The 16,943-nt window shown below is 55.1% G+C and carries 12 protein-coding genes; 5 read left to right on the plus strand and 7 right to left on the minus strand.

The window, feature by feature from the left end; translation table 11 throughout:
• Positions 1 to 246 precede the first annotated feature (246 nt).
• Positions 247 to 1,839: a BCCT family transporter gene (locus tag ACP86_RS16520; RefSeq protein WP_053114815.1), complete on the plus strand. Its 1,593-nt coding sequence runs from the start codon at positions 247 to 249 to the stop codon at positions 1,837 to 1,839.
• Positions 1,840 to 1,899: 60 nt separating this feature from the next.
• Here ACP86_RS16520 and ACP86_RS16525 read toward each other — a convergent pair whose 3' ends face one another.
• The 4 genes from ACP86_RS16525 to ACP86_RS16540 form a co-directional block, all read right to left on the minus strand.
• Complete coding sequence (locus ACP86_RS16525) at positions 1,900 to 2,847, minus strand: alpha-L-glutamate ligase-like protein (protein ID WP_041645124.1); 948 nt, start codon at positions 2,845 to 2,847, stop codon at positions 1,900 to 1,902.
• Between the two features lies 1 nt (position 2,848).
• Entirely contained in the window at positions 2,849 to 4,366 is a 1,518-nt protein-coding gene (locus ACP86_RS16530) for an inactive transglutaminase family protein (protein ID WP_053114816.1), read from the minus strand.
• Positions 4,363 to 5,061, minus strand: coding sequence for an ATP-dependent zinc protease (locus tag ACP86_RS16535; RefSeq protein WP_014576599.1), 699 nt, complete (start codon positions 5,059 to 5,061; stop codon positions 4,363 to 4,365). Before ACP86_RS16535 ends, ACP86_RS16530 begins: the two co-directional genes overlap by 4 nt.
• 245 nt (positions 5,062 to 5,306) lie before the next feature.
• Positions 5,307 to 5,696: a hypothetical protein gene (locus tag ACP86_RS16540; RefSeq protein WP_014576600.1), complete on the minus strand. Its 390-nt coding sequence runs from the start codon at positions 5,694 to 5,696 to the stop codon at positions 5,307 to 5,309.
• Between the two features lie 286 nt (positions 5,697 to 5,982).
• Here ACP86_RS16540 and rmuC point away from each other — a divergent pair, with 286 nt between their 5' ends.
• A complete protein-coding gene (gene rmuC, locus ACP86_RS16545; protein ID WP_053114817.1) occupies positions 5,983 to 7,458 on the plus strand; it encodes a DNA recombination protein RmuC in 1,476 nt (491 codons plus the stop codon).
• Between the two features lie 5 nt (positions 7,459 to 7,463).
• The gene (locus tag ACP86_RS16550; RefSeq protein ID WP_053114818.1) at positions 7,464 to 8,318 is read left to right on the plus strand and encodes a hypothetical protein; all 855 of its coding nucleotides are present in this window, start codon (positions 7,464 to 7,466) and stop codon (positions 8,316 to 8,318) included.
• Between the two features lies 1 nt (position 8,319).
• Here the strand turns inward: ACP86_RS16550 and ACP86_RS16555 are convergent, their stop codons facing one another.
• Positions 8,320 to 9,339 (minus strand): AraC family transcriptional regulator, encoded by a 1,020-nt coding sequence (locus ACP86_RS16555; protein WP_041645126.1) that lies wholly within the window; start codon positions 9,337 to 9,339, stop codon positions 8,320 to 8,322.
• A 195-nt stretch (positions 9,340 to 9,534) separates the two neighbouring features.
• On the opposite strand from ACP86_RS16555, the gene ACP86_RS16560 reads away from it, so the two are divergent.
• Positions 9,535 to 10,656, plus strand: coding sequence for a CaiB/BaiF CoA transferase family protein (locus ACP86_RS16560; protein ID WP_053115554.1), 1,122 nt, complete (start codon positions 9,535 to 9,537; stop codon positions 10,654 to 10,656).
• A 650-nt stretch (positions 10,657 to 11,306) separates the two neighbouring features.
• Here ACP86_RS16560 and ACP86_RS16565 read toward each other — a convergent pair.
• Positions 11,307 to 14,129 carry a hypothetical protein gene (locus tag ACP86_RS16565; protein ID WP_053114819.1) on the minus strand — a complete coding sequence of 941 codons (2,823 nt, stop codon included), beginning with the start codon at positions 14,127 to 14,129 and terminating at the stop codon, positions 11,307 to 11,309.
• Positions 14,130 to 14,434: 305 nt separating this feature from the next.
• A complete protein-coding gene (locus ACP86_RS16570; RefSeq protein ID WP_053114820.1) occupies positions 14,435 to 15,208 on the minus strand; it encodes an enoyl-CoA hydratase in 774 nt (257 codons plus the stop codon).
• A 183-nt stretch (positions 15,209 to 15,391) separates the two neighbouring features.
• Between ACP86_RS16570 and ACP86_RS16575 the strand changes: the two genes are divergently transcribed.
• The gene (locus tag ACP86_RS16575) at positions 15,392 to 16,906 is read left to right on the plus strand and encodes a fumarate hydratase (RefSeq protein WP_053114821.1); all 1,515 of its coding nucleotides are present in this window, start codon (positions 15,392 to 15,394) and stop codon (positions 16,904 to 16,906) included.
• The last annotated feature ends 37 nt before the right edge of the window (positions 16,907 to 16,943 follow it).

Below are 16,943 nucleotides of genomic sequence, written 5' to 3' on the forward strand. Positions count from 1 at the left end.
GTCTCACAAAACCGGCTCGACCCGCTCACCGGATAAAGAAGAGTTTAGTCCTACGAAGCGGAGTTCTGCCGCGATTGGTCCGGACTTTGGCTGGTCCGTTGTCGATCATGGTCTATGATAAATATCAAGGCGGCGGCAATAATTGTAGTTTTGATGTTTTGAACTCAAAACATTATGATAACGCGCTTGTAATGTTTGAACTCCGATTCTGAATAAACGAATTATCAACTCAGGAGGCTCCAAAACGTGGGCAAGGTAGTCAAAGACGAATATTCGACGGACTACGTGGCCGGCCAGGACAATATCACACCGTTCGGGCTGGATCTTCACGCACCGGTATTTCCGATTACGGCAATACTGGTTGTTGCGTTCGTGATAGGGACCCTGATGTTCCCAGGGGAAGCGAAGGAGCTTCTCGATGGAACAAAGTGGGACATTATCGCGACGTTTGACTGGTTTTTCCTGATCAGTGCCAATATTTTCGTGGTTGTGTGCCTGGCGTTGATCTTCCTGCCAATGGGCAAGATCCGTATAGGCGGCCAGGATTGCAAACCTGAGTTCTCCACAATTTCGTGGTTCTGCATGCTTTTCGCGGCTGGCATGGGTATTGGTCTCATGTTCTGGGCCGTTGCCGAGCCGGTGGCTTACTACACAGGATGGTATGAGACACCACTGAACGTAGAGGCGGGTACGAATGAAGCCCGCAATCTTGCGATGGGCGCGACTATGTACCACTGGGGTCTGCACCCCTGGGGCATCTATGCAATCGTAGCGCTCTCCCTGGCATTTTTTGCGTTTAACAAAAACATGCCGCTGACCATCCGCTCTGCTTTCTTCCCTCTGCTGAGAGATAAAGTGTGGGGCTGGCCTGGCCACATTATCGATGTTCTGGCGGTTGTAGCCACCATCTTTGGTCTTGCGACCTCCCTCGGTTTTGGTGCGCAGCAGGCAGCTTCCGGCCTCAATTACCTGTTTGGCATCGGCGCTGGAATCAATGTCCAGATGGCGATCATTGTCGGGGTTACAGCACTGGCGCTGATCTCAGTGCTCAGGGGCCTCGACGGAGGGGTGAAGGTCCTGAGTAACATCAACATGGGCGTAGCCGCCGTCTTGCTGTTGTTCGTTATCTTCGCCGGTCCAACCATGACCATTCTGGAGACCCTGTGGGTTACCTCTTCCAACTATGTTGGTAACGCTGTGCAGCTCAGTAACCCGTTTGGTCGTGAAGATGAAGCCTGGTTCCAGGGCTGGACTGTGTTCTACTGGGCCTGGTGGATTTCCTGGTCACCGTTCGTAGGTATGTTTATTGCCCGTGTTTCCAAGGGACGTACTGTTCGTGAATTTGTGACTGCAGTGCTGATTGTTCCGACCGTTATCACGGTTGTCTGGATGAGTGCTTTCGGTGGCGCTGCTATCGAACAGATCCAGCAGGGTGTTGGTGAGCTGGCAGAGAACGGCTTGACTGAAGTGTCTCTTGCGACCTTCCAGATGTTTGCAAATCTGCCGCTGACCGGGATCCTGTCGTTCGTGGGCATTATTCTGGTGCTGGTGTTCTTCGTAACATCTTCGGATTCCGGCTCGCTGGTTATCGACAGCATCACAGCCGGCGGCAAGACCGACGCTCCGACCGCTCAGCGTGTGTTCTGGGTAGTTGCTGAGGGTGCCATTGCTGCGGCCTTGATCTTTGGTGGCGGTGAAGATGCACTTGGCGCGATTCAGGCGACAGCAATCAGTGCTGGCCTGCCCTTTACGGTGGTTCTGTTGATCATGACGTGGGGGCTTCTGAAAGGCCTCAGTCACGAGCGGCAACTCCTGATTGCCAGGGGCGAGCTCACCTAAGAGCGCTGTGAAAATAAAAAACCGGGGCCTTGGCCCCGGTTTTTTTATGTCTGGAAGCACTCAGAAACTGGCGAACGTGTCCATGGCGAAACGGGAACGCTCCAGTGGTGTGAAGTGTGGGCGTTTCAGCGCTTCGATGGCTCGCAGGCGGGGCAGCAGCCCCCGACCGTTTGCCATCTGAATGGCGAGTCCGGGGCGTGCGTTCAGCTCCAGTAGTAACGGCCCTTCGTTGGCGTCGACCACCAGATCAACCCCCATGTAGCCGAGTCCGGTCGCCTCGTAGCAACGAGAGGCCATTTCCAGCATCTCGTCCCAGGCTTCAATCTGGATGTTTTCCAGAGCAAGACCGGTATCCGGGTGAAGTGTAATGGGACGGTTGAACTGAACTGCGTTCAGACTTCGACCAGACCCGATATCAAGACCGACGCCTACGGCTCCCTGATGAAGATTGGCTTTACCGTCCGATGCGGTTGTAGCCAGTCTCAGCATGGCCATCACCGGGTAACCCTGGAACACCACAATACGGATGTCGGGCACACCCTGATGCGAATACTTTGCCAGTGAAGGAGCGGATTCCACCAGGTTCTCGACAATCGCAACGTCCGGAGTGCCTGCAAGAGAGTAGAGGCCGGCCAGAATATTGGTCAGGTGACGCTCAAGGAATGAAGAATCGACACGGGAACCGGAAGCCTTTATGTAATCATCACCATCGCGCCCGGTAATCACCGTAATGCCTTTGCCGCCAGACCCCTTCGCCGGTTTTATCGCAAAGCCCTCAAGGTCTTCAGCCATCTCCCGGAAGTGGGATATTTCATGCTGTTGGCGGACAATCTGAAGCAGCTTGGGCGTTTTTACCCCGTATTCGGCAACCACCAGCTTGGTCTTCAGCTTGTTGTCCACCAGAGGGTACGACGAGCGCTCATTGTACCGGGAAATGTAGTCGACATTTCTCCGGTTCATATTGAGCATCCCGAGCCTCTTGAGAGATCGCGGTGAAATCCAGTCCATATCAGTCGTACGCCTTCATTGGCGTGAACCGTCGCAGCTCGCTGAGCTTGTAGCCGGTGTATTGGCCCATCAACAGGATCAGCCCGAGGATCACGAGGTGCAGCTCCGGGAAGTTGAAGGTCAGATGGCCAGCCAGAGGCGCGCTCATCAGCAGATAGGCGCAGATGGCCACGAACAGGCTGCCGGCACCCTGAACCATGACCTCGTGGGCGCCTTCTTCCTCCCAGAGGATGGACATGCGCTCAATCGTCCAGGCAATAATAACCATCGGGAAGAAAGTGACCGTCATGCCAGTGTTGAATCCCATCTGGTAACCAATAATGCTCAAGCCCGCGGTGATGAAAATAACCAGAATGATCAGGGCGGATATTCGAGACACCAGCAACAGGTTGAGACTGGACAGATAACCGCGCATGAGCAGACCTATGGCGACAACCGACAGGAAAGCAATCAGCCCGGGCACCAGAGTTGTCTGGACGAAGGCCACGGCGATGAGCACGGGCATGAAAGTGCCAGAGGTACGAATGCCGATGACGATCCGCATGAAGGCCACCATGAGTGCGCCGAGTGGCAGCAACAGCAGCATCCGGAACATGCTTTGTTCTTCAATGGGCAGCTCATAGAAGCTCAGGAAACCGAGGCCGTTGGAGGCGGATTCCATGGTCGCCAGTTGCAGGGCCGGAACAGTTTGCCGGAGCATGGAGAAGCTCACTTCGGAGTTTTCCCCACCCACGACATCCAGCAACGAAGCAGAGCCCTGGCGCCAGAGCAACAGATCGTCAGGTACGCCCTGTTCAGCGGTTTTCGGGTTGAAGGTGAGCCACTGTTTGCCATTGTAGATTTGCAGGTAGGGCATCAGCTGTTGCCGCCGGCGCGCATCCTCAAGCCTGAGGCCGTCGGCTATCCTGGCAGCGATACCGCTATGGTTGAGCATATCGACCAGAAGGTCCAGGTAGTTCTCTTCCGAGACCAGCAGGGTGGTGTTCTGAGTGCGGGTGTCGGGCTGCATCAGCCGGATAAGCTCTCGGGTCATGCTTTCTGGAGTACTCGAACGGGCCCTGGCCTGGTCCAGTATTTCCTGAACGGCTGTGGCTTCGGGTTCTTCCCAAAAGGTCCTTGGTGTTTTCGGTTCCCGCACGGCAATTTCCGGTTGGGCGTTAGCATCCGGAATAAACTGGGCTTTGAAATACAGTGTCTGCGGCCCGGAGACTTCCCGCTTGCTCCATTCCGCCCGGCGGCTTCCCGAGCTGTCGATGATAGAGAAGCCGTAGCCAGGTGATGCAGCCTGCTCGGTAAGGATACGGAATCCCGGAGGTTGCTCGGGTATGTTGAGGCTGGCAAGCACTGATCCGTCGCCGGCGTCAAAATCGATTCGGGCCTCGACCATCCAGACAGGACGCTGCTCGCCTGTCAGCCAGGGGATACCAAGCTCAATGTGTCTCCAGACAGCAAGCGAAATGCCCGCTGCGATGAGGAGAAAAACGGCAATATAAAACGGCAGGCGCGAGCGGGTGGTCACGATTCGTTCCCGTTGCTTTTGCGGATGGATTCAGGCAATTCGGTGGCGTACTCCTTGCCGACATCGACCAGCATTACGTCACGCAGAATATTGCGGCCGATCAGAACTTCGTAGGTCAGGTTTGTTCTGTCGGCAAGTGTGAACTCGGCTACCTGCCGATGGTCGCCAATAAAGAACTGGAGTTCGACAACAACACGGCGCTCAGCCTCGTCCGCGCTGGCCTGGATAACCCGGACACGACGGGAGATTTCTTTCTCCAGGGTCACGAACTTGTCGGCGCCGGGAACGGGTACATCAAACCGCACCCAGTTGCTGCCATCCCGCTCAAACCGGGTGATGTTGCGTGCGTCGATGGAGGAAGTTTCGGCGCCGCTGTCGATTCGAGCTTTGTAGATCAAGCCGGGGCCCGCGAGGTAGAAATTCTCTACCTCACCGACAATGACTTTCCCCTTGAGGCGATCAGCGCGGCCTTTTGAGTTGTCTGTTGCGGGGCACTGCTTCTGGACCTGAACGGGCGGACATTCGGGTTTTTCTACCTGGGTGGCGATCGCGTCCAGTATGGTTTGAGTCGATGAGCGGGTCTGGGCAACGGCTTGCTCGTGTCGAGTCGCTGCATTCTCTTCCATGGTAACGAGAGTCGCACGCTGGCTCTTGACGGATCCCTGAAGCTCATTGAGGTCTGTTTTGGGAACCATGAAATAACGGTCTGCCGAACATCCCGTCAGTGTGAGGATGCCTGCGAGTGCGATGAAGGAAGGTTTAGGCAGTCCAGCCCGAAAACATTTCAAACCCATGAATAACCCCTGAGCTGGCAGCTTGTCATACCCGAGTGGGAACGGCGATGACGGTCTGTGCATGTGAAACCGGATAAAAACGGAATGGAAGTATACAACATCCAACCTGTGTGGTTGATTTACAGATGGTTAAGGGGCAGTAGTGTTTACCGTGACAGGAAATGTCCTTCACCGAGCACGGTTTCAGCACGCAGGTATTCCTGAATCACGGGGGAGCAATTGAGGTAGAAAAGCAGCAGTTCGCGCTGCACATCCTGATCCTGAATTCGGGCGGCAAAACTGATCAGCTCCCGGATGTTCTCGTCGCTTTCGGCACTGCTGGAAGGCATCCCGAAACTCTTTCCGTACCGGGTTTTAAGCAGGCTGGTGAGGCGCTCGAGGTGAAACTCGCCAGTGTGGGTAATGTGCGGCAGGATTCTGAATGCTTCCTTGTTGCCGGATGCGCCTGTACCGAACAATCCGGATTGGCTGTCCTGACTGGAGCCGTCATCGTGGAGAAACTCCGCCCCCAGCTTTCGCCACAATTCTTTCAGCATGATCTGTTATCCATTTCTGATCCCGTCCGTGCCCGTCATACGGTTACCAAAGGGTAATAACCACTTGGCGGGTGAACATTTTACCCTTTTAGACGATATTACGTTGGGCGTCCAGAGCTAGATGCCCGGGCTTCGAATTATTGCCAAACAGTCGTGGTCCTTACTGGCAGCACCAGTCAACTTGACGGCGCCCCGGGCAAAAGGTTCCCTGCGTGGGTTAGACTGTGTTCAAGCAGAATCGTACCGATCATTCATCTGAAAAGAGTTTTAACAGGAGTATTGCCAGGTGCCTGAAGCCATCATGGAACAGATGTTGTCCCGTCCTGATCTGATGGCGGCGCTGATGGTTGTTTTGATTCTTCTGGTCGTTCTGAAAGGGCTTTGGGGCAGGAATGGTCGACTTGAGCAGGACGTCGAACATTGGAGGCAGCATGCCGCAAGCCTCGAGAACCGACTGGCCGGGCTTGAGTCGGAGCTGGAGAGCCGGAAAGAGCGCTTTGCGCAGGTGGAAAGCGAACGTCAGACCCTGAGGGCAAAGGCGGAAGAGCTGTCCGAAGCGCTGGGTGAGGCCCGCATGTCGCTCCGGGAGCAGGAAGTGACAATTGATAAGGAGCGCCGTTCAGCCAATGAGAAGCTGGAGCTGCTTGAGCGTAACCGTGACGCCCTGAAGCAGGAGTTTGAAAACCTTGCCAACAAGATTTTCGAGCAGAAGAGCGAGCGTTTCAGCCAGCAGACACGAACCAGCCTGGATACCCTGCTTAATCCGTTCAGGGATCAGCTGCAGGACTTTCGAAAGCGCGTCGAGGACGTGTATACCAATGAAACCCGGGACCGTCAGGCCCTGCGCAGTGAGATCAAATCACTACAGGACCTGAACCGACAGATCACTGAAGAAGCCGCCAATCTGACCCGCGCACTGAAGGGTGACAAGAAAATCCAGGGCAACTGGGGTGAGCTGATTCTCGAGCGTGTACTGGAAAAGTCCGGCCTTCGTAAGGGGGTTGAATACGACACTCAGGGCAGTTATCGGGACAGCGATAATCAGCTGTATCGGCCGGATGTCATCGTGCATCTGCCAGACAACCGTAACCTGATCATTGATTCCAAGGTGTCGTTGGTGGCTTATCAGCAGTGGGTCACGGAAGACGAGGATTCCTTGGTCAGGGAAGAGGCTTTGAAACAGCATGTTGAGGCCGTTCGAAATCACATCCGTACGTTGAGTGAAAAGGACTACAGCCAACTGCATGGCCTTCATTCGCCGGATTTCGTGCTTTTGTTCATGCCAATCGAGCCTGCCTTTGTGGCGGCGTTTCAACAGGACGAGAACCTTTTCGCAGAAGCCTTTGAGCGAAAGATTATTGTGGTAACTCCAACAACCTTGTTGGCAACATTGAGAACAATCGAAAACATCTGGCGTTATGAGCGTCAGAGCCAGAATGCGCGACGAATCGCCGAGCGGGCAGGCGCGGTTTATGACAAACTCAGGGTGTTCGTGGAAGCGATGGAACGCCTTGGCACCCAGTTGCATACCGCCCAGGGAACCTACGACTCGGCCATGAACACCCTGACCCGCGGGCGGGGTAACCTGATCTCGCAGGCCAATCGCTTTGTTGAGCTGGGTGTTCGGGTCAAGAAAGAATTGCCCAAGGGGATCATGGATCAGGCGGAAGTGGACGATTCCGACGAATTCCTTCATTCCGGGGACGACGACCGGCCTGATTCTGAGGAGCAGGCGATTGGTGCAGATAACGAGCAGGAGTAGATGCCATGGCAGTATTATTTGGAACAGGTCGCTGTTTTGTCCTCGGGGCCGCCCTGGCTTCCGTGCTCCTGGCGGGGCCGGCGCTGGCGCTGGCGCCCGAACATGAAACCCGCAGGTTGATGCTGGCTACGGAAGAGGCCGTTGTTGCAGAAAACTGGGGTGAGGCTGCGGAATACCTCAACCGGTTGCAGCAACTGGAGGGGGAAAAGCCGGAAGACTACTATTTTTATCGGGGCAGGGTGATGCTCCAGTCCTCCCATTTGAACGAGGCCCAGTCGGCCCTTGAGACCTATGTAAGCCAGGCGGGTGCGGAGGGAGCCCACTATCAGGAATCCCTTCAGCTGATCACCTCTATCGAGAAGACCAGGCGACAGAACGCTGTCGCACCCCAGGCTGCTGGCGAAAGCGAGCCGGTTGCGGTTATTGAACCAGCGGGTGAGGGCCGCGTTGAGTCACTGCGCAAGCTCTATCTGGCGGATTCAGACCGTGAAGCCTTGACCCTTCATATCAACAGCCTTCTTGAACTCGCAGGCTGGCGCCGTGATCAGGCAGTGGTGCGGCTGGACCGGCCGGCAGATGTGGAATATCGCCTGGGAACCCAGGGAGACGAGATTCAGGTGCAGGAAATCAGGCGAGCCGAAGATGGCCGTATACTGAGGAGCACCGAGCCGATGTCGGTGTTTGGCATTAACCCCCAGGTTGAGTGGCGTTGTGAAGCCGCTGTTTCGACCTGCTGGGTTTACGATCCAAGGGATGGCTCCCGCCTGCTTCAACTGGCCGCGAACCGTGAGCGAGTTCAGGAGATTGCTGAGACGCTGGGGCAGTTGATCCGGACACTTCAGCTACCGTCCGGATCCTGATTCAATCAGGGAGGTTGCCTCGTTCGCCCTCCCGGTATGCGCCGGGCGTCACCCCTGTCCACTTCTTGAAAGCCCTGTGGAAGGTTGAGGGCTCGGTGAAGCCAACCTTGGCCGCGATGTCGTTGATGGGCAGGTCCTGCCGGCTCAAGTAGTAAATCGCCATATCCCGCCGTAGCAGGTCCTTGATTTCCTGAAACGAGGTATTTTCCTGCTTCAGCCGGCGACGCAGCGTTTGCGGGCTGGTATGTAGCTCTGCGGCAATCCATTCGAAATCCGGTAACGGCTTTGAGAAATCTCGCCCGATCAGCGCACGAATCCGCCCCGTAAAGGTGTTGCTCTCGTCAGGCCGGGACAGCAGGTCTGCGGGCGACGTCTTCAGGAATTGCCGCATCTCCGGCTTGTCGCGGATAACTGGCGCCGACAGGAAGCGTTTGTCGAAGGTGAGGGCAATTCTGTCGGATTCGAACGCCAGGGGGCAATGGAAAATGTGCCGGTATTCGTCGCCGTGGGGCGGCCGGGGGTAATCGAACTCCGCCTTTTCCAGTTCTATGGGTTGCCCGATGAGCCAGCTGCCCAAACGATGCCAGATTACGAGGATGCTTTCCCTCAAGAAGAAACTGGGATCGTTTATTTCGCCTTCCATCCTGGCCACCAGTCGGGCTTTGTCCTCGCCGATTTCGAGCTCCATCGACACCATGGGCTCGAAGAGCCGGGAAAACTGGAAGGCTTGCCGGTACACCGATTCCAGGTTGGGGCAGTCAATTACCAGCGCACACATGGTGGCGAAGGTGCCTGTCCGGGCCCTCCTGGGCCCAAGCCCCATAAACTCGTCCCCCATCCGGTTCCAGAGCACCTGCATAAGATGGCTGAACTGGTCGCTGCTGACCCGGGCCATCTCGATACGCAGGAGATCGGGCGAGATCCCTGCCTCCCGGAGCATTTCCCGGGTATCAAAACCAAGTCTTTCAGCACCCCCCAGGGCAGCCTGAACAAAGTGCTTCGAAACCGTCAGATCGGACATCACGCTCGCCATTCCATAAAAACGAAACCCATCATAAAACCCCGGCAGAACAATGCAACCGACGCCGTCCGGACAGGCTGGTAGAAACGGCCAATCGGAATGACGGAACCGGCAGTTGGCCCCGTTGGCAAAACCGGGCAGCATGAAGGAAACGAATGCTATTCGGACAACTCTCACAATAAAAAGGAGATCATCATGGCGGGTCCTCTGACTTCGCTGAAAGTTCTGGATTTCAGTACCTTGTTGCCCGGTCCCTACGCCACCATGCTGCTGGCCGACATGGGGGCAGATGTATTACGTGTGGAAGCACCGGACCGGGTGGATCTGACACGGGTAATGCCGCCCCATGATGCGGGGGTGAGCACGGCTCATGGTTTTCTGAATCGAGGCAAGAAGTCGCTCGGTCTCAACCTCAAAGAGCCGGGGAGCCGGGAAAAAGTCCTGGAGCTGGTCAAAGACCACGACATTGTTATCGAGCAGTTTCGCCCGGGAGTGATGGACCGGCTAGGCATTGGCTACGAGACCCTCAAAGCAGTAAATCCTCGTCTCATCTATTGCTCCATTACCGGTTACGGGCAGACCGGCCCCTACAAGGACCGCGCGGGCCATGACATCAATTATCTCTCCCTCGCGGGCGTCAGCAGCCACTGCGGCCGAGCCGACAGCGGCCCGCCACCCATGGGTATCCAGATAGCGGATGTGGCCGGCGGCTCCCACCATGCCGTTATGGGCATACTGGCTGCGGTGATCCACCGACAGCAGACCGGAGAAGGGCAGTTTGTCGATATCAGCATGACCGACGCGGCCTTTGCGCTGAATGCTATGGCGGGGGCGGCCTGCCTGGCCGGTGGCCAGGAGCAGAAGCCGGAGAGCGCGTTGCTTAACGGCGGCTCATTCTACGACTACTACCAGACCAGCGACGGCCGCTGGCTTTCGGTGGGCAGCCTCGAACCCCAGTTCTCCGCTCGCCTCTGCGACACCCTGGGGATTCCGGACATGAAAAGCCTCGCCATGAGCCAGAAGCCCGAGCATCAGCAGCAACTCAAAGCCGCCATAAAGGAAAGAATTGCCGCGAAACCGCTGGCCGATTGGCAGGAGATTTTTGCCAACCAGGATGCCTGCGTGGAGCCGGTATTGACCATTTCGGAGGCTGCCGAACATCCACAGCTGAAGGCCAGGGATATGGTGATTGGCGTTGATAGGGGAGACGGCACTCAACAACCGCAGATCGGATTCCCGATCAAGTTTGAAAAAACACCATCGGAAACGTCCCGGATCGGGAAAGTGCTTGGGGCTGATAACGCAGAGGTTCTTTGAGATTTTGGTTTGGATAGTCCTTGAACAAAAGTGCATTGGTCAAAGGATCGACATTTATTTTGGACCGAAGAGGGCTACTATCGAACCTCTTTACCGAGTGGACGCAGATTGAAGGAACTTCTGCGTTCTCTGGTTTGTCACTCGTAGGGAGTGCAAGATGTAATTTCGAATATGATTAGCCCGTGCATTGCATTCGAATTGCCAAGATTTCGGATACGCCAGTTTAAGGGGCAATGAGATTGTGGCAGGCATATTGGACGCGAAGCCTCGCTCGGACCAGCGCTATGCTCTTTATGGCCCGGGATGTTCAAGCAGGCTGGGAAACTCTATTGAGCCTGTTTCAGGTCGTACTGGATCTCATCGACCTTTGCTTGAGGGTGGGGCTCACATAACAAATGTCTTCGACTGATTCGGTTAAGTTCCAAATCAATTTATAGAATAACTCCCCTCAGAAGGTAGATGTCGGGGGTGGGCTATAATTCGGGTCTTTGAAACCTGAGTTCGAATTATTGATGTGGTTGCTCTGGGGAGTTTTAAGAGGCTACAAAACACACCCCTCTGGATACAACAAACCCCCTGCCGGAATGGAAGGGGGTTGTCACCAGACCGAGCCCCTGGCCTAAACCAGGGTACTAGCTCTCGATTACGAATTACTGTTCGTCTTGATCAAGAGCCTGCTCAATGGTCGGGCTTGGGCTCAGTCGATCACCGCCCGGTATGCCTGCATCGGTAATATTTCCAATAACCTGAGCGATCATCTGAGCGAAAGCGTCAGAAGTATTGCTACCGTTCGGGCAGATGGGGTCTGGCTCTTCTGAATCTGCGGGCACAATAGGGGCCACAAACGTACTGTGGTTTGCATCGGTGCAAGGGTTTGTACCATCGAAGAAGCTTGAAACCAGCCCTGTGGGCGCACCAAGGGTGCTGTCGACAATGCTGCTATCGACAAGATCACTACCGTCAGAACCCAGATTGAGCAGGGCCATAAGCGGTTCTGTACCTGTCAACGGAGAACTTTTGGCTGGATCCAGGGGATTCACATTAGCTTCATTGGGCACTGTCAAATCGCCAACAACGGACGAGATCAATAGGCTGTCTGTGCCTAAGTTATCGCCTAACCGTTTGGCATAGTTAACCGGGTCGATATCATCTACCACAGACTGGAAGATGTACATGAAGTTTTCAAACTGGCTCGTGCCTTGAGAGAAGCCGGCGGCATCCAGGGCAGGCAACGCCACTTGGCTAAATGCTCCGGAATTCTCAACGATACGAGTTAATTGGCCACCTGTGTTCATGAGTGACATAGAGTCAAGATCTGCAAAGAAAGCTCCTAGCGGGAAGTTTTCAGTACCCAGTGCAGCGTAACTACCCCGCACTGTTGGATCCTTAGAGAGTGCTGCGAAAGGTAGCCCCGATATACCGCCGAGGGAGTGTCCAACAAAGTGGAAATTGGCGCTGCTTAAGTCAACTGTACCTCCCTCTACAAAGTTAAATGCCATTGGATTCACTTTGGCAAAATTTGCAGTTGCTGAGAGGTTCAGAAGATCCAAAACCGCCTGCCGAATGTTATCTCGGGCCGTTTCTGGGCTTACAAGATTCAGGAACAAACTGCCACTCTCTACATCAGCGAGAGTGTCAGCAAACGTCGCGGCAAATCCATCGGCATCGTTGTCGCGCGTTGCCATGAAATGACGTTCACTAATGATAGTCCCATCAGCGAAGTCACCTGAAATATCCCCAAAATCGGAAATCGGGGTCAGGCCCGGCAAAGTTCCCGGCAGCGGACCGCCTGCTAAGCCGTGAAGTGGCTGGTCTATTGCGACAGTTGCAACGCAGTTGGTTCCTAGAGTCTGGGCTGCCATGTTGATTGCAGGGAGTGCGGCAACGCTTCGGTCAACAGTAATGCCGTGTTGGAAGATAACGACATCAGTTATGCCGGACCCTGATGACGTGGCACAACCTGTGTTCGGATAGAAGACAGTTACCGGTACCGCTACGGAACCTTTCTGTTCCGGGAATGGCATATATTGGGTAACGTTAAAAGTCTCTCCATCCGCGTCTCTTGGGAAGGCAAATGATGGCAGATTCGTCAGGGCTGGATTGCTGTCTCTCAGCGTGTCAATTTGGTCGTTGATTGTATCTTCTAGAGTTGTCGAGCCAGACCACTTTCCGCCGATGGTTAAGTTGACGCTCGCAGCAACAGCTGGATTCGGAATATCTAGATAATAGGGTAGCTCGATTGCGCCCTCTGCAACTTTTACTGCACTAGCCGCTTGATTCAGCTGGTTTTCGGTATCGACCGGTATGAAAGGCAGGTCTGTCGCGTCTTGATGGTTATAGAACCTAGCTGTCCTGGGTTTGGGGAACGGAAGTGTGGGAACAGCCGCTGAAACAATCCCTTCGATCAGTGCAGGGTTCTGAATGTATGGTCCAACTGCCTGGACAATCGGGTCAGCTGCTGCCTCTTCACCGGTTTTAGCTAGTGCAGCCTGAACTCTGGCAAATATTTTGTTTGCTGTCAGGTCGCTGGCTGGCAGTTCTCCTGCAGCAATTTCAGCCTCTATCAGCTCTCTAGCTTTTTGAAGTGCTGAGTAGACAACTATCTGCTGACCTAAAGTTTCCAAATACGTTGCCGGCGCCGCTATGGAATTGAATACCGTTTCAGTGTTGGCGGTGGTCAATGTGTAAGCAAGCGTTATGTCTGTGTCTGCACCTTGGTTTGCTAGCCAAAGCTCACCCAGTGTATTGGAAAGCTGAACAATGTTCTGTATCGATTCCAATAGTGGGTTTCCTAGAGCCTCTTCCACGAGCCCTTTGTACACTTCTGATGGTCCGGTTGATGCGTTAGTTGAGTCCCTCACCTCTGAGGTTATAAGCACCAGGTACTTTGTCTGAGGTTCGAGGGGCTCCAAGGGGGTGATCCTGAGAACATTCTCCTCCCCGTTGTCCAACGAAATCGCAGTTGCTCGGATGCGTTGTGATGCATATTTTGCAGTATCAAAAGGACCACCCTCAGCCTCTAAATCAATGAATGCCGGGTTGGATGTAAGCTCAAGCTGGTCTAGATTCTCAGCAAGAGGGTTCGTCTTGAGCGGAATCAGGAATACCGACTGACCCGCCTCGATAGTGCCCTTGTTAAGCGAACCGTTGAACTTGATGTCAATGTGTGCGTTTACAGAGTGTCCTGCAAGGCCAAAACCACGCACATCGGTGAAATCATAGTCAGGTGTCTGGGAGGCTTTGAGCAGCAAATGAAGGTCAAAGCTCACCGGAACACTCACGTCTTTTGTAAAATCCAGTTCAAAGTCGTCTGAAATTGGGACCGGATTAAATATTGGCCTGGTATCTGCCAAAGTTGTGTTCGTGATCTGGTAGTCCGGATTAGCATTCGCCCCCGTACCGCCGCTATCAAAGCAGCCTGTAAGTCCAACGGAAGACGCCACGGCAAGACTTATTAGAGTTTTCTTGAACATGGGTGGAACCTTTTCCTGTTGTTGTGTCGTTATGTTCGGCAGCTGACGGGGCCGGTCTGATCCGGTAAGCCCGTTGTCAGTGGCCTGTTCTGCTTAAACTGTTGTCTGAAATTGTAGCCAGCGCTGTAAGCCAATTTCTGTATCTCTGACTATAGCGACAGTATGGCAAGTGTTGATCAGCCAAAAGTGTGATTCTGGTGATTGAATCCTCCCCGCACGATTGGAGTTCGGCCTTTGAGAAAAATAGTTGCCGGATAACGGTTTGTCGAGGTCCGGCAACAGGGAAATTGGGGCACAGTCGAGGTTTACTCGAAGCGTGAGAAATCCGGTGGGCGTTTTTCCATGAAGGCCCGGAAAGCTTCGGCGGCTTCGGGGGATTTCAGTCGCTCGGCAAACAGCTGTCCCTCTTCGAGCATCGTTTCGCGAAGTGCCTCCATGGTTGGCCGGTTTAACATCGCTTTGGTGGCCCGAATCGCTGCCGGGGCTTTTTCGGTCAGCCGCTGGCAGGCCTCGAAGGCGCTGGTTTCTGTCTGCTCCGGCTCGCAAACCCGGTTGATCAGGCCAAGACGGGAAGCTTCTTCAGCGGTGAAGGCGCCGCCAAGCATCAGCAGTTCGGCGGAACGTACCCGGCCAATCCAGGAGGGCAGTAGCAGGCTCGAGCCACCTTCGGGGCACAGGCCTAGACTGGCAAAGGGCATCTGGAATGCCGAGTTGTTGCCGGCGAATACCAGGTCGCAGTGCAGCAACATGGTGGTGCCAATGCCCACGGCCGCGCCATTGACCGACGCCACCACAGGTTTGGTTGCACTGGCCAGTAATAAAAGAAAGCGGCCGACTGGGGTTTGTTCGAAATCACCGGGCAAGCCGGCGGCAAATTCGCCCAGGTCGTTGCCTGCAGTGAAACACTCGCTTGTGCCGGTGAAGAGTACGCACCGGATGTTGGTGTCATCCCGGGCCTGCTCCAGGGCGTCCCCCATGGCGCTGTACATGGCGTGGGTGAGGGCGTTCTTGCGCTCTGGCCGGTTCAGTCGAACGATGAGAATCCGGTCTTTTATTTCGGTGAGGACGAGGTCAGTCACGGTGTCTCCTGCGATGTTATTCTAGTTTGGTTAGGATGATACCTTTTTCTCGTGGCGTTTTTCACGGGTTTTAATCCTTGCTTCGCCATCTGTCCAATCACTCGCCAAACCGATTTTCTGGTAAACTCTCGCCTCCCGATTTTTGATGACACGACATAACGATACCAAGCTGATGAGGCGCCTATGACCACCGTAATCCGCCAGGACGACCTGATTGAAAGCGTAGCGGACGCGCTGCAGTTCATTTCCTACTACCACCCGAAAGATTTCATCGATGGTGTGTATGAGGCCTACCAGAAGGAAGAATCCCAGGCGGCCAAGGATGCCATGGCCCAGATCCTGATCAACTCGCGCATGTGTGCGGAAGGGCATCGGCCCTTGTGTCAGGACACTGGCATTGTGACGGTATTCGTCAACATCGGTATGAACGTCCAGTGGGACTGCGAGATGGCTCTGGATGATGTGATCAACGAAGGGGTGCGTCGCGCCTATACCCATCCAGACAACGTGCTGCGCGCCTCTATCCTGGATGACCCGGACGGCAAGCGTAAGAACACCGGTGATAACACGCCGGCCATCATCCACTACAAGATGGTCCCGGGCGATACCGTTGAGGTGCACGTAGCTGCCAAAGGCGGCGGTTCCGAGGCCAAGTCGAAATTTGCCATGCTGAACCCGTCCGACTCGGTTGTAGACTGGGTTCTGAAGATGGTCCCGCAGATGGGGGCTGGCTGGTGCCCGCCTGGCATGCTGGGCATTGGTATTGGCGGTACCGCCGAAAAGGCAATGGAAATGGCCAAGGAATCGTTGCTGGATCCGATCGATATCCACGACCTGAAAGAGCGCGGTGCGTCGAACCGAGCTGAGGAACTGCGCCTCGAGTTGTTCGACAAGGTGAATGATCTCGGAATCGGTGCCCAGGGGCTGGGTGGCCTGACCACCGTTCTGGATGTCAAGGTCAAGGATTACCCGACCCACGCAGCTAATAAGCCGGTGGCCATCATCCCGAACTGTGCTGCCACCCGCCACGCACATTTCACCCTGGATGGCACCGGACCGTCCCTGCAGACGCCGCCGCGCCTGGAAGACTGGCCGGAAATCACCTGGGAAGTGGGCGACAACGTGCGTCGCGTGAACCTCGATACTGTGACCCCGGAAGACGTAAAGGACTGGCAGCCGGGCGAAACCGTTCTGCTCTCTGGCAAGATGCTGACCGGCCGCGATGCTGCCCACAAGAAGATGGTGGACATGATCGAGAAAGGCGAGGAGCTGCCGGTTGATCTGAAGGGACGGTTCATTTACTACGTGGGCCCCGTTGATCCGGTGCGCGAAGAGGTGGTTGGTCCCGCAGGCCCGACGACTGCCACCCGTATGGACAAGTTTACCCATACCATGCTCGAGAAGACTGGCCTTACCGGCATGATCGGTAAAGCCGAGCGCGGTCAGGTGGCCATCGACGCCATCAAGGAATTCGGTGCGGTATACCTGATGGCCGTAGGCGGTTCCGCCTACCTGGTCTCCAAAGCCATCAAGAATGCGGAAGTGGTCGCCTTCCCGGAACTGGGTATGGAAGCCATTTACGAGTTCGAGGTAGAGGACATGCCGGTCACAGTCGCCGTTGATTCACGGGGCTCGTCTGTGCACCAGACAGGTCCTGCCGAGTGGCACGAGAAGATCATTGCTGCCAAGGCGGTCTGATCTCGGTAGGTTGCCGAAAAAACAAAAGGGCCGGACG

Origin of the sequence: Marinobacter sp. CP1, assembly GCF_001266795.1 — a bacterium.
GTDB lineage: Bacteria > Pseudomonadota > Gammaproteobacteria > Pseudomonadales > Oleiphilaceae > Marinobacter > Marinobacter flavimaris.

Bases quoted from the DNA above. Each gene is read 5' to 3' on its own strand.
- ACP86_RS16525 (WP_041645124.1), bottom strand. From the start codon at position 2,847: ATGGACTGGATTTCACCGCGATCTCTCAAGAGGCTCGGGATGCTCAAT.
- ACP86_RS16535 (WP_014576599.1), bottom strand. From the start codon at position 5,061: ATGGTTCCCAAAACAGACCTCAATGAGCTTCAGGGATCCGTCAAGAGC.
- ACP86_RS16540 (WP_014576600.1), bottom strand. From the start codon at position 5,696: ATGCTGAAAGAATTGTGGCGAAAGCTGGGGGCGGAGTTTCTCCACGAT.
- ACP86_RS16550 (WP_053114818.1), top strand. From the start codon at position 7,464: ATGGCAGTATTATTTGGAACAGGTCGCTGTTTTGTCCTCGGGGCCGCC.
- ACP86_RS16555 (WP_041645126.1), bottom strand. From the start codon at position 9,339: ATGTCCGATCTGACGGTTTCGAAGCACTTTGTTCAGGCTGCCCTGGGG.
- ACP86_RS16560 (WP_053115554.1), top strand. From the start codon at position 9,535: ATGGCGGGTCCTCTGACTTCGCTGAAAGTTCTGGATTTCAGTACCTTG.
- ACP86_RS16565 (WP_053114819.1), bottom strand. From the start codon at position 14,129: ATGTTCAAGAAAACTCTAATAAGTCTTGCCGTGGCGTCTTCCGTTGGA.
- ACP86_RS16575 (WP_053114821.1), top strand. From the start codon at position 15,392: ATGACCACCGTAATCCGCCAGGACGACCTGATTGAAAGCGTAGCGGAC.